This is a genomic window from Rahnella sp. PCH160, assembly GCF_047784855.1.
In the GTDB taxonomy this organism is placed as follows: domain Bacteria; phylum Pseudomonadota; class Gammaproteobacteria; order Enterobacterales; family Enterobacteriaceae; genus Rahnella.
The window spans coordinates 2,442,123-2,455,305 of record NZ_JBLOGT010000001.1; the positions used below are offsets into that span (position 1 = coordinate 2,442,123).

The 13,183-nt window shown below is 53.4% G+C and carries 11 protein-coding genes; 3 read left to right on the forward strand and 8 right to left on the reverse strand.

Annotation, left to right across the window (positions count from 1 at the left end; all coding sequences use genetic code 11):
- Positions 1-18 precede the first annotated feature (18 nt).
- Complete coding sequence (locus ACM5QY_RS11350; protein ID WP_416120709.1) at positions 19-2,196, forward strand: type I secretion system permease/ATPase; 2,178 nt, start codon at positions 19-21, stop codon at positions 2,194-2,196.
- Between the two features lie 17 nt (positions 2,197-2,213).
- A complete protein-coding gene (locus tag ACM5QY_RS11355) occupies positions 2,214-3,383 on the forward strand; it encodes an HlyD family efflux transporter periplasmic adaptor subunit (RefSeq protein ID WP_104921308.1) in 1,170 nt (389 codons plus the stop codon).
- Positions 3,384-3,770: 387 nt separating this feature from the next.
- Here ACM5QY_RS11355 and ACM5QY_RS11360 read toward each other — a convergent pair whose 3' ends face one another.
- The 4 genes from ACM5QY_RS11360 to ACM5QY_RS11375 all read right to left on the reverse strand — a co-directional run bounded on the left by ACM5QY_RS11360 (position 3,771) and on the right by ACM5QY_RS11375 (position 6,942).
- Positions 3,771-3,899, reverse strand: coding sequence for a hypothetical protein (locus ACM5QY_RS11360; RefSeq protein ID WP_416120710.1), 129 nt, complete (start codon positions 3,897-3,899; stop codon positions 3,771-3,773).
- Between the two features lie 193 nt (positions 3,900-4,092).
- On the reverse strand, positions 4,093-4,506 hold the full coding sequence (locus tag ACM5QY_RS11365) for a helix-turn-helix domain-containing protein (RefSeq protein WP_416120711.1): 414 nt from the start codon (positions 4,504-4,506) through the stop codon (positions 4,093-4,095).
- On the reverse strand, positions 4,503-4,814 hold the full coding sequence (locus ACM5QY_RS11370; RefSeq protein WP_416120712.1) for a type II toxin-antitoxin system HigB family toxin: 312 nt from the start codon (positions 4,812-4,814) through the stop codon (positions 4,503-4,505). The genes ACM5QY_RS11365 and ACM5QY_RS11370 overlap by 4 nt, the downstream gene beginning before the upstream one ends.
- 97 nt (positions 4,815-4,911) lie before the next feature.
- The gene (locus ACM5QY_RS11375; protein ID WP_416120713.1) at positions 4,912-6,942 is read right to left on the reverse strand and encodes a DUF4034 domain-containing protein; all 2,031 of its coding nucleotides are present in this window, start codon (positions 6,940-6,942) and stop codon (positions 4,912-4,914) included.
- 770 nt (positions 6,943-7,712) lie between these two features.
- Between ACM5QY_RS11375 and ompC the strand changes: the two genes are divergently transcribed.
- Positions 7,713-8,834 (forward strand): porin OmpC, encoded by a 1,122-nt coding sequence (ompC, locus tag ACM5QY_RS11380; RefSeq protein ID WP_416120714.1) that lies wholly within the window; start codon positions 7,713-7,715, stop codon positions 8,832-8,834.
- A 119-nt stretch (positions 8,835-8,953) separates the two neighbouring features.
- On the opposite strand, the gene ACM5QY_RS11385 is transcribed toward ompC, so the two are convergent.
- The 4 genes from ACM5QY_RS11385 to ACM5QY_RS11400 form a co-directional block, all read right to left on the reverse strand.
- A complete protein-coding gene (locus tag ACM5QY_RS11385) occupies positions 8,954-9,340 on the reverse strand; it encodes a helix-turn-helix domain-containing protein (protein WP_416120715.1) in 387 nt (128 codons plus the stop codon).
- A 501-nt stretch (positions 9,341-9,841) separates the two neighbouring features.
- On the reverse strand, positions 9,842-11,614 hold the full coding sequence (locus ACM5QY_RS11390; RefSeq protein WP_416120716.1) for a penicillin-binding transpeptidase domain-containing protein: 1,773 nt from the start codon (positions 11,612-11,614) through the stop codon (positions 9,842-9,844).
- A gap of 222 nt (positions 11,615-11,836) precedes the next feature.
- Entirely contained in the window at positions 11,837-12,079 is a 243-nt protein-coding gene (locus ACM5QY_RS11395; RefSeq protein WP_104921316.1) for a DinI family protein, read from the reverse strand.
- Between the two features lie 77 nt (positions 12,080-12,156).
- Complete coding sequence (locus ACM5QY_RS11400) at positions 12,157-13,122, reverse strand: glutathione S-transferase family protein (RefSeq protein ID WP_416120717.1); 966 nt, start codon at positions 13,120-13,122, stop codon at positions 12,157-12,159.
- Between the last annotated feature and the right edge of the window lie 61 nt (positions 13,123-13,183).

Sequence of the window (13,183 nt, forward strand, 5' to 3'; positions counted from 1 at the left end):
TTCGATAACGAGGTTGAAATGAGCAATGAAGCAGCAACACCTTTGTCGATCGACGTCTGGATAAGCGCCATGGGGCGCGTGGCCGAAACATTCGGTAAGCCAGCCGATCCGCTATTTCTTCGCCAGCAAATGCGCTGGTTTGAGCATCAGCCTTTACGCCGTCAGCTTGACCGCCTCAGCGGCCTGATGGGATTACAAATCGGCATGGTCAGCTGGAATCAGGTGCGCTGGCGGCAGGAAGTTTTGCCCGCAGTGATCACGCTCGAACAGGGCGGTATCGCGGTTCTGGAGCACCTGCATGACGACGGCAATGTCGATTACTGGCTGAGTGACGGCGGCGATTTACTGCGTTCGGCGGAACTGGTGACCTTGCTTGAGCAAAGCACCGGCCCGGTCTTTCTGGTTGGCGTGGCACCGCGCGGACGCGACGAGCGCATTGACCAGTTTGTTCAGCCGCATAAAAAGCACTGGTTCTGGGAAAACTTTCGCGGTTCCGGAAGAAAAATCGCAGAAATCTCGCTGGCTTCCATTTTGGGGAACGTGCTGGCGCTGGCGGGGATCTTGTTCTCCATGCAGGTGTACGACCGCGTCATCCCCGCGCAATCTTTCCCGACGCTGTGGGTGCTGTTCTTCGGCGTGGTGCTGGCGGCGGGGATGGAATACGTCATCCGCCTGATGCGCACGCTGGTCTCCGATCTCATGGGCAAAAAGATTGACCTCAAAGTGTCATCGCTGTTTTTTGTGCGGGCGATGAGCATCAAAAATGACGACCGGCCAAAATCAACTGGTTCCTTTATTTCCCAGTTGCGTGAAATCGATCAGGTGCGCGAACTTCTGACGTCAACGACCGTCAGTGCTGCTGCCGACATGCCGTTCGTCCTGCTGTTTCTCGGCATCATGTTCTTCATCGGCGGCCCGCTGGTGATCATCCCGATGCTGGCGATCCCGCTGATTGTTATCCCCGGTATTCTGATCCAGTGGCCAATGGCAAAACTGGCGAAAGAAGGCATGCGCGAAAGTGCCCTGCGCAATGCCGTGCTGGTGGAAACCATCGAAGGGATTGAAGACATCAAAGCGTTGCAGGCGGAAGCGTATTTTCAGCGTCAGTGGGAACAGACCCATGAAGTCAGCGCCGCCGTCGGCATGAAACAACGCTTGTGGGGCGCACGCCTCACCGGCTGGGCGTCAACGGTTCAGCAACTGACCTACGGCGGGATGCTGGTGTTCGGGGTGTATCTGGTGCTGAACGGCGATATCACCACCGGTACGCTGGTCGCCAGCAGCATGCTTTCCTCGCGCACCATCGCGCCGTTAATGCAGCTGACGATGGTTTTTTCCCGCTGGCAGCATGCGAAAAGCGCCATGCGCGGGCTGGATGAATTGCTGAAAAAGCCCATCGACCGGCCTGCCGATGCGGAGCTGTCGCATTGCCCGACGCTGAGCGGCCATTTCAACGTGCGCAATCTGCAATACACCTACGACAAAGAGAATTCGCCGAACGTGCTCGGTATTGGTCAGCTGGAAATCAAACCCGGCGAACGGGTGGCGATTTTGGGCAAAGTCGGGGCGGGTAAATCGACGCTGCTGAAATTGCTGTCCGGCCAGGCTAGCCCGTCGCAGGGCAAAATCCTGATTGATGGCGTCGACATGACCAAAGTCGAACCGGCCGATATCCGCCGTCAGATTGGTTATCTGTCGCAGGATTCGCGGCTGTTCTTCGGCACATTGCGCCAGAACCTGATGCTCGGTTATCCGCATGCCACCGATCAGGAAATGTTACAGGCGCTGCGCATCAGCGGCGCGTTGTCGATGGTGCAGGCCGACGCCTCCAGCCTCGACAAAATCATCAACGAAGGCGGGCGCGGATTGTCCGGCGGTCAGCGCCAGATGGTGATGCTCAGCCGCATGATTTTGCGCAATCCGCAGGTGGTGTTGCTCGATGAACCGACCGCGTCGATGGATGAACAGCTTGAGGATTACGTGATCTGCCAGCTTCACGCGTGGCTGGTTGGCCGCACGCTGATTGTGGTCACGCACCGTCCGGCGCTGCTCAAACTGGTCGACAGAGTTGTGGTGATGGATAACGGACGGGTGGTGGCCGACGGGCCACGGGATCACATTCTGGCAACTGCCGCCACCAACACACCGGCTCCGGCCGCGGCGGTGGTGGCTGAAACCAAACAGGGCGCAGCCTGAGCTGCTAAGGGATCCGTATGGCACACGTAACATTGAATGATGAGTTCGAAGCCGAAAGCCGGAAAGTGTCGTGGATTATCTGGGTGACGCTCGGCAGCCTGCTGGTCTTCTTCGTCTGGGCGCGTTTCGCCGTGCTGGACGAAGTGACGGTCGGCACCGGCAAAGTGACGCCGTCGAGCAAAGCGCAGCAGATTGATTCTCTGGACGGCGGCGTGATTTTAAAGCTGATGGTACAGGAAGGTTCGGTGGTCAGCCGCGGACAGCTTCTGGCGCAGCTTGACCCGACCCGTTCGCAATCGAACTACGGTGAAGCCGCGTCACGCGTCAGAACCCTTCGCGCTTCTTCTGAGCGCCTGAGCGCAGAGCTGACCGGCGCACCGCTGAAATTCAGTCCGGAAACCATGAAATCCCCGGAGCTGGTGGCGCGCGAACGTCAGCTTTATTTATCGCGGAAACAGAACCGTGACGAAACGGTCACCAACCTGAATCAGTCCCTCAAACTGGTGAACGACGAAATCAACATGACCCAGCCGCTGGTCGCCAAAGGCGCGGCGGGGCAGGTGGAAGTCATCCGCCTGAAACGTCAGGCCAGCGAACTGCGCGGCAAAATCGACGATGCGACCAACCAGTACGCGGTGCGTGCGCGTGAAGAGCAGGTGAAAAACAACGCCGATCTGGATGCGGAGTTGCAGGTGATGGCGGGTAAAGAGGATCAGGTCACCCGTTCCGAGCTGTATTCGCCGGTCCACGGCATTGTAAAAGACATCCAGGTTTCCACCGTCGGCGGCGTGCTCCAGCCGGGCGGCAAGCTGATGGAAATCGTCCCGATTGAAGACCAGTTGCTGATCGAAACGCGCATCAACCCGCGTGACATCGCCTACATCCGGCCAGGATTGCCGGCAACGGTCAAAATCTCGGCCTATGACTCGTCGATTTATGGCGATCTCGAAGGCAAAGTCGAAGGTGTATCGCCGGACACCTTGCAGGATGAAGTGAAGCGCGACCAGTATTACTACCGGGTTTACGTCCGGACGGACAAAGCGTTCCTGACCAACAAAGCCGGACGCCAGTTCCCGATCGTTCCCGGCATGGTGGCGAACGTGGATATCAAAACCGGGCAGAAAAGCGTGCTGGATTATCTGATTAAACCACTGAATAAAGTGAAGGAGTCGCTCAGAGAGCGGTAAGTTAACAGGTAAGCCGCCTGTTTTTTCGGCTTTTAAAAGCCTAAAATTTTAGATTAAAGCCTTGGGGTGCCATCCAAACGTGCTTTAAGGTCAACACCTTGGGCTCGCCGCCCAAACTGGCCCAAAGGGCGCGTTAACGCGCGCGCCCTCTGGACACCCGCGCTTTTTAACTGCGCGCTATCGCTGGCTGGCTACGTTTCAGGCGCTACAGCTATTGCCGCGAAAACTTGCCGCTGCGCGGTTCCCTAACTCGGTTTCGAGCCATTGGTCTCGAAACACTTCGCTCGGCAAGCTTTCTGAAAGCGGCCACTGGCTATGTAATTCAGCATGCTTTTTGAAAGCGGCTGGGGGCTTATCTAAATTCAAAATCAGGCTGGTTTTAATCTTTTACAAAGGCAATCTGGCGCACTCAGAAATTTTGCTGACCGAGGGTTCGAGACCGCAAGGCTCGAAGCCCTCGAGGAAGGCACCGCGCAGCGGCAAGATTTCGCGCCACACGCCGATGTTCCAGAACATGTCCATCGACCCAGCGATAGCGCGCAGTTTAAGAGCCCGGGATTCTCAAGGGGCGCGGCGATAGGCGCTCCTTGAGGCCAGTTTGGGCGGCGAGCCCAAGGTCTTGACCTGTGTTTTAAGCATGACTGCAAGTGAAAAACCTAAATTTGCACCTTTCCAAAAGGTATCACATGCATCGGCCCATGCAAATCCTCTACCCGATGAACACACTTGTCGGAACATTAAACCGTACCGCAAGCGCGCGGATATGCTCTACGGTCAGCGAGCGTTTACCGCTCAGTATCTGACTGACCAGCGATTTACCACCGATTTCTTCACGCAAATCACTTTGCTTCAGTCCGTAGTCCTTCATTAGCTGGCGCAAGGCTTCCACGCCGCGGGGCAGATTTTCCAGTGCGGTATTGAACGGCACAAAATCGGCATGAAGGCGCTCATAACTTTCAATTTTTGCGCTCAGAAATTCGATAAGCGGGTTTTCATCATCGTGTTCAATCAGGTAATCAATCAGCTCGAGCGCACTTCTATAATCGGCCGTGCTGGTACTTCCGCCAAGCAACGGCACTGCTTCCATCAGCGCTTTACTGGCTTCAATGGCTTCAGCGATCATTGTGTGTAAGTCCTGTAGTGTTTGTCCAATTGATCGTAAACCCCGTGTGTGACGATGTGTTTGATATACACCCGCTTGTTCACGAAATTGATATAGGCAATGAGGCGAAGGTTATTGCCGCCGACGTTAATGACCCACCATTTCGGCCTGTAGCGGAAGTTATCGAGACTGGGGAAAACGGATTTCAAATGCTCTGGCGTGGGATAGTCACTCTCTTTAAGCCCGCGATAAGTTGCCAGTAAAGCCGTTTTGTCGTTTGGATGCAGCCGTACAGCCTGGTCGAATGCTTCCTTTGCAATAACATGCATAGCGCTCCTGAGTTCACATCCTGTGAACAATATAAGGGGTAATATTGTGGTTTACAAGTTGTAAACCACAATAATCTTATTCAGGAGGAATAGCGCTTTAGCTGTTGTCAGATTGCGGGACGGGTTCCAAAGAATTTTCAGGGAAGTTTTCATGGATTTGACGGAATTGCGCGATCGGATCTTCCACTTCAGCTTTCCGTTTATCCTGCCATAAATTCATGCGTGCCCGCAGTGAGCCGTTGAGATCCTGATGCACCTGTCTGGCGGCTTCGGATTCGGGATTCAGTTCGAGAGCAAACTCAATGAACTTGCCGGCGGTGTAACGGTTTTTCTTCGTGCCGGTGCCCGTCAGCCATGCCATGCCCAGCGTGTAGGCGGCTTCGGCGCGATCGGGATGCGTGGCGTTATGCAGAATTTCTGGCAACCACTGGTCGGTGGCGAGACGTTTTTCCGCTTCTGTACCGTTATCCAGCGCACAGCTGGCGCGGAAGTAGGCGGCGGAAAGATGTCCGGCGTCGGCGGCGCGCTGATACCAGTGCATGGCTTGTTCGTAATCCGGCTCTGCGCCGAGGCCTTCGCGCAGGGCGTTGGCGCAGGTAAACATGGCCGGAACCAGCCCGGAGCGTGCGGCGCTGAGCACGCAATCCATCGCGTTGCTGTCGTTATGATATTGCTCCGGCACATCCTGATGCCAGCCGTTGCGGTAGAAAAAATACAGCTCGTAACAATGAATGGCGCTGCCATGACGCGCCATTTCGGTCATCAGGAAATGCGCGGCGTCCAGATCGTCGTTGATCGCCATGTCGTGCGCCAGCGTGACCAGATCCTTCACCGGCTGTTCGTCGCCGGATTGCTGCATCAAAGACCAGGCGTGTTCCATTAATCCGCTGCTCAGCTCCCGTCTGGCGGGCAATCCGTATAAGCCATATTGCAACGCGGCGGCGGCAAAGCTGACCAGCACCGGATCGGTGGCCTGGCTCAGCGCACGGGTCAGAAGCTGCGTCAGAATGGGCAAGCCTTCCTGATGGCCGTTTGCCAGTACGGCACGGGAGATAAACAGGGCGGCAAAATGGCCGGGCATCGCCTGCGGGGAAACCGCGAAGAGATCCTGATAAACCGCGAGACCTGCCTGATCGTCATCCTGCCAGTACGCCATGCAAATTCCGGCCAGATCCAGCAAACGGATGCGGGTAGCGGGCTCCAGCGGTTGGGCGAGCAAATCTGCCAGATGCTGCTGTAATTGCGCGGCGCGCGGGGATTCCCGGTCCGCGATTTCGCCGGATAACGCATCGCACAGCGCATTTGCGCGGAACTGATTGCGTTCATCGTCGCTGAATTCCGCACACAGCGGGCTGTCGATAATCAGCATCTGCTGCTCGTCGCTGCCGCCCCAGAATGCGGAATGGAATAAAAGATAGGATTCCATCGTGCCGACGTCCGCATGGCGTACCGACATCGCCATGCGCAGCCAGTAATTGAGCGCCTCTTCGTCCGCTTTGCGGGTTTGTTGCAGGGCGGCGGGTAAAGACTGCGGCCAGTGCGTCGCGGGTTCAAAACCCAGCGCATGAATATGCGCGATGCCCGCCTGCCAGACTTCGCTGCCCTGAATCGAAAATTTTTCATGCAGCGGTTTAGGGATTTCACCGGCGAACAGAGATTTAAGCCAGTAAGGTTCACCAAAACCCCCGCTCAGGTTCATCATATGGCGGAAAGCGTGCGTCGGGCGGGGATGCAGTTCAATGGCTTTCAGAAAGGCCAGCACCGCGTAATCGCAGCACAACTGAGCGCCGAGCCACTGGTGATCTTCGATGTCTTCTTCATTGGGTGCCTGACGGATCATCCAGGCATTTTCGTGCCAGACCATGCCCAGCAAAACATGCGCGTGATAGCTCTGCGGGCACTGTTGCGCCCAGTCGCTGAGGATTTCCAGCGGATTTAGCGTCTGGGATTCCGTGCCGCCAAACAGCGTGGACGGATGCATTAATAATCCGTAATCGCTGTGGCTTTCGCCCTGATTCTGCCAGCTACGCATATGTGACAACAGCCACTCGTCGAGTTTGAGAAAACGGCGGGTTGCCAGAAGCATTCTGGCTTTGGAAATGTTATCTGGCTGGTCCTGTTGTGGCATGGGGTTCCCTGAACAGTTGAAAAATAAGGTCTTGCGTGGCACCGGTAGTCTACCTGTCTCCACTGAAGCGATCAGCGGGATTGGTCTGACTTTATCTATAGTAACGGATCTGAACCTCCGCTGACCAATAAACCCTCTCCACAATGTTCATTAATAATATTCCAAAAATTCCTTATTAATTCCGAGGATTAGATATCAACTATTAAGAAAATCGTGTTGGGAATAATGGAGAAACTGTGAGGTAATTATGGAGAAAAGTACTTATTGAGCGCGATATAATTAAGTGATGAATATCACATGAAGTTATTATTTCTTGTAAAAATCAAAAAAAAACCGACCACTAAGGGTCGGCTGTTGTTTACACAAAACGGGGAATGAGGGTAATAGAATAACAAATAATGATGATAGCGAGGTGAAGTATATATTATTCTCAGGGGAATGATTTATCACTTAGTGCGGTAACTATATTTTTTATCTTGTTGTTTTTAATTGCTTTGTTTATTAAATTAGCTTTGCGTGCTTTATTTTAACAACTGTGACAAGGTCTGAAAATGACCAACAATAATAAATTGTTACACATTCTAATGAATAGGAAATATCTTAACTAACCTCGTATCATTTTCTTTCTGGATTAATAGTAATTATATCCAGAGAATGGATTTGCCATGTCGGGCCAAAATTCATACAAGCGTTATGCAATATCTAAAGCAGTCAAAAAACGTGTACTTTACATTCAGTGGCACGGTCCGACACCTATCGAGGACAGAAAAATGAAACTCCGTGTTCTTTCACTCATGATCCCTGCGTTGATTGTTGCAGGTTCAGCAAGTGCGGCAGAAGTTTATAATAAAGATGGTAATAAACTGGACCTGTACGGTTTAGTTGATGGCTTGCATTACTTCTCAAACAACGCGGGCAACGACGGCGATCAGAGCTACATCCGTCTGGGCTTCAAAGGTGAAACGCAGATCACCGACCAGCTGACCGGTTACGGTCAGTGGGAATATCAGGTTCAGGCCAATCAGGCCGAAAGCTCCGACAACACCGCATTTACCCGTTATGGCTTCGCGGGTCTGAAATTCGGTGACATGGGTTCTTTCGACTATGGTCGTAACAACGGCGTAATGTACGACGTTGCCGCATGGACCGACATGCAGCCTGAGTTCGATGGTTCCACCTACGGCGCTGACCAGTTCCTGTATCAGCGTACCAACGGCGTGGCGACTTACCGTAACGACAACTTCTTCGGACTGGTCGACGGCCTGCATTTCGCTCTGCAGTATCAGGGCAAAAATGACAGCGGCGGTTCTGAGCCTGGCACCCGAAATGTGCTGACGCAAAACGGCGACGGTTACGGTATGTCCCTGAGCTACGATATTGGTGCAGGCGTCAGCGTGGCGGGTGCATTCTTCAACTCTGACCGTACCGACGAGCAAAACTCAGCAGCCGGCATTATGGGCGACGGTAAAAAAGCCGAAGGTTACACCGGTGGTCTGAAATATGACGCCAACAATGTCTATCTGGCAGCCATGTTTACTCAGGCTTATAACGCTTCACGCTTCGGTTCTACCGATTCAGAAGCTTACGGCTATGCTAACCAGTCTCAGGCCTTTGAAGCTTACGCAAGCTACCAGTTCGACTTCGGGCTTCGCCCGTTCGTGGCATATAACCAAACCCGTGGTAAAGATTTGGGTACCGACCGTCTGGGCAACGATTACCAGGATCAGGATCTGGTTAAATTCGTCGATCTGGGTGCGACTTACTACTTCAACAAAAATATGTCGGCCTACGTTGACTATAAAATCAACCTGATCGACAGCAGTACCTTCACAGAAAACGCCGGTATCAACACCGATGACGTAACTGCGGTAGGTCTGGTGTATCAGTTCTAAGCGTGCCTTTCTCAGACACAGAATAGCGCTCAATATTGAGTATCAGCAGTAAAAGAACGCGGCCTCTGATGGCCGCGTTTTTTGTAGCTAAAGCTTTTGTGGTTCGAATACTGCGATTCTCAGGCTGATTTCTGGTGGATCAGATGAAGCGGGGGAGAAACGTCGAGTTCGATGTTCGGGTTCTGGCGGAATTCATGCGGTGTGATGTTGAAACGCTTACGGAACATGTAGGTGAAATGCGACTGCGAGCCAAATCCGAAATCCATCGCGATATCGAAAATCGGTGTTTCACTGCTGCTCAGCTGATAGACAGCACTCGCCAGACGGCGTTCCCTGATGTACTTCCCCAGAGAAATGCCTGTCGATTCTTTGAATATTTTTTGCATGTGCCAAAGCGAATAGCCTGAATACTCAGCCAGTTCTTCAAGATGGATGACGCGACCCAGGTGGCCTTCAATCCATTTGCTGAGTGCGCAGACGATAGCGATATGAATGTCTTGAGCCATAACCAGTCTGTATTAAGGTTGAATATCGCTATTATACACGACTTCGCCATGATGGCGTGGCAGGTGTTGCTCAGTTGATGGCGTAGCGGTCAATGTGCAGAAATGGCCCGGTGGGCAGAACGACGGGCGTCGTCTGGCGGGCCATCATGTTATCGTAGCAGGATCCAGTGAATGAACCGTGCTATGCCATCGTTAACCACAACAATCCCGACGAGAATAAGAACGATCATAATGACGAAGTTCTTACCGGTTGGCACAGTGATTTCTCCCTCATGAACGCTGTTTACCAGGGGCCGCTACCCTGCATATTGAGCGCAATAACGCCCAGACAAACCGCGACAAAAACGATAAAAACGATAAGAAGCCGTTTCATTTATTTCTGACAGAGCGCGTAGCTCTTCCTCCGCGTGGACTTCAACTGACAAAACATCCGCACGTTAACCCCTTATGTCGGTGAGATCCAGCGGGTCAGCTTTTTTTCGCAATTTTTCTACGCTTCGTTTAACCATCAGTCGCCGGGCGACGCACCAGATCCGTTTTCTGACCGCCATTGATAACCGTGGTTGGCGGTGTTTCCGGCACCAGCGCATCCGGCGCAATGTTCATATGATTAAGTACTTCACCCATGATATGCCCGAAAATTGGGCCAGCTACCGAGCCACCGAAGTGTTTACCGGCCTGCGGATTGTTGACCATAACCACCAGCGCGACACGCGGATTACTGGCCGGTGCCACACCCGCGGTGTAGTTGATGTAACCGCCATCGTACTTGCCGCTGGCCCCCATTTTTTCGGCGGTACCGGTTTTAATCGCTAAACGATAGCCGGGCACCGCCGCACTGAGGCCGGAGCCGCCGGGCAGGGCGTCACTTTCCATCATATGAATGACGGTTCTGACCACATCGGCGGACATCACGCGGGTGCCGAGCACCGGAGGGGTCACTTTGGTGATCGACAGCGGACGGTAAATCCCTTCCGCGCCGATAGTGGCGTATTCACGGGCAATTTGCAGCGGCGTAACGCGCAGGCCGTAGCCGAAGGAGAATGTGGCGCGTTCGATATCTGCCCAGCGGTCACGGTGCGCCGGGAAATAACCGCTGCTTTCGCCGCCAATGCCCAGATCTGTGGCTTTACCCAGCCCGAACGACTGATAAAGCTGAACCAGCACGTTGGCAGGCATCGCCAGTGCGATATGGGAGACCGCAATGTCGCTGGATTTTTGCAAGATGCCGGTGATGGTCAGCGCGGGCCAGTGGCCCACGTCTTTAATCAGGTGACCGTTAACGGTGTACGGATGAGTATCGAGTACGGAATCCGGGCGGATCATCCGGCGGGCCAGACCGGCCATGACCACCAGAGGTTTCACCGTCGAACCGGGTTCAAAACTGTCGCTGATGGCCACGTTACGCATATCTTTGGGCTGAACGCCCGCGTAATTATTCGGGTTGTAAGACGGGAACGAAGCCATGCCCAGAATCTCACCCGTATTCACGTCGACCAGCACGGCCGCGCCGGATTCTGCCTGGTTAACTAACACGCCTTCGCGCAGCCGCGAATACAACACGTACTGCATAAAACTGTCGATGCTCAGGTTAATGGTCGGCGGTTGCTGCGGCGCGACTTCTTTCAAAATCCCGATCACGTTGCCGTGGCGATCCTGACGGTATTGGCGCATGCCGGGTTTGCCCTGCAGCAGCGCATTAAACCCTTTTTCGATGCCGTTCAGGCCTTCGTTATCTGTCCCGACCACGCCGACCAGATTGGCGGCGGCTTCACTCATCGGGTAATAGCGGCTGTCATCGTTCTGGCTGGAGACGCCGCCGAGGTGCAACTGACCGATGTCGGCGGCAATACCTTCTTCGATTTTGCGGCCGAGATAGACGAAACGACGCTGCGGGTCACTGTTAATGGTTTGCTGTAACTGTGAAAGTGGAACGTTCAGCGCAGAGGCCAGATATTGCCATTTCGGGCTATTGAGATCACTGTGCAGTTCCAGAATGCGGAACGGGTCGGCGATGATGTCTTTCGAGGCCACGCTCAGTGCCAGAGGATGCCCGTTGCGGTCTGCAATGGTGCCACGCCCGGCGGGGATAATACTGGAGCGCAGTGAACGCGAATCCGCTTCTTTCTCCAGCATGGGCTGGTTGAGCAACTGAAGATAGCCGACGCGGCCAAGCAGCAGCCCCAGACAGCAGACAATCCCGAGACAAATCAGCGCAAAGCGCTTGGCGTAAAAATGAGGTTGGGCGCTGTTTTTTTTATGGCTCGGTGGCATGGCAGTTTCGCAAAGTCGTTGACGCGTGTGAAGCGAAAAGCGATGTCGCGTCAGGCCATGGTCTGGATGAAATTAATCCTGGCTGTGCCCGATAAAACGGCGGTTCATCGCTCTGATAGATAATGAATTTTGTATAACACGCACATCTTATATTAAGCCATACCAATGGATTGTTTATTTCAATTGCCCTTTGTAACCAAGTGCAACGGAAAAATGTCTTTTTTACTCCACAGAGAGCCACTCATCCGCTTCTTCAAACATTTCTTCCAGCATTTGGTTTAATTGCGAACGTTCCTGCTTGCTGGCACCGTGCGTATTCAGCCCGTTGGCCTGCATCGGTTTCACTTTAACTTCAGCGTCAGGGAACATGCGATGTACCCGCTTAACCAGTTCTGCTTCAATTTTTTCACTGGCATTAGGGATCCTTGCGACATTCCGTTTGTCAAAAATCAGTTCGACCCGCATAGCTTTCCTCGTTTTCTGGCTGGGAGAAAAATAACTGTTGAAATATACAGTGTTATCCTCGCGGGTCCAAGCAATTTTTAGCGCAGGTTCTGAAGGATCCCCAGGCCGTTCAGCCTTTCACGGTCGTGGGCGCGTCGCAAATCCAGTTCCGGGCCCGCCGGGACAATTCCGGTCGGATTCAGCCACAAAATTCCGTAATAGCCTTGCTTGATATGCGTCAGATTGACGGTGTCGCTGATCCCCGACCATTGGTAAAGTTCACGCAAATAATTTGAAAGATTTGGATAGTCTTCAATACGCCGGATATTGCACTTGAAAGCGCCGTGATACGCGCTGTCGAACCGCACCAGCGTGACGAATAAACGCCAGTCGGCCTCGGTGAGATACTCCCCGGCGATATAACGGTGGCTGTCTAAATGGGTTTCCAGCGTATCAAGCGTGCTGAAAAGTTGGGTGACGGCGGCGTTGTAGCTTTCCTGCGTTTTTGCAAAACCTGTTTTGTACACGCCGTTATTCACGTCGTGATAGATAACCTCGTTCCAGCGGTCGATCTCCTCACGCAGCAGGGCAGGGTAGAAGTCATCCTGATTGCCGTTCAGCGCATCGAAGGCGTGGTTAAGGATACGGATGATATCGGCGGATTCGTTATTCACGATGCGTCCTTCCTGGCGATCCCACAAAACGGGCACGGAAACTTTGCCTGTGTAATGTGCATCGCTGGCGGTATACAGCTCATGAACGTGGCGGATGGCCGGAATTTTGTCACCGGCGTCCTGCGGTTCATCGAACGTCCAGCCATTTTCGCCAATGACCGGCTGGGCAATAGAAACAGAAATGAATTTTTCCAGCCCTTTCAGATGGCGAAAGATCAGCGTACGCGAGGCCCACGGGCACAGGTACGAAACGAAAAGCTGGTAGCGGCCCGCCTGTGGCTCAATGTGTGTTTCACGAAACGCGGTTTCTTCACGATGAAACGCACCGTTTTTAATTTCTTCTTTTGCGACGTCGCCGCTGACCCATTTTCCGTTGACCAGTCCTGACACGATGGCTGTACTCCGATAACGTTATTATTGTTGATGATCCTACCGTAGCGGTTTTGTACCG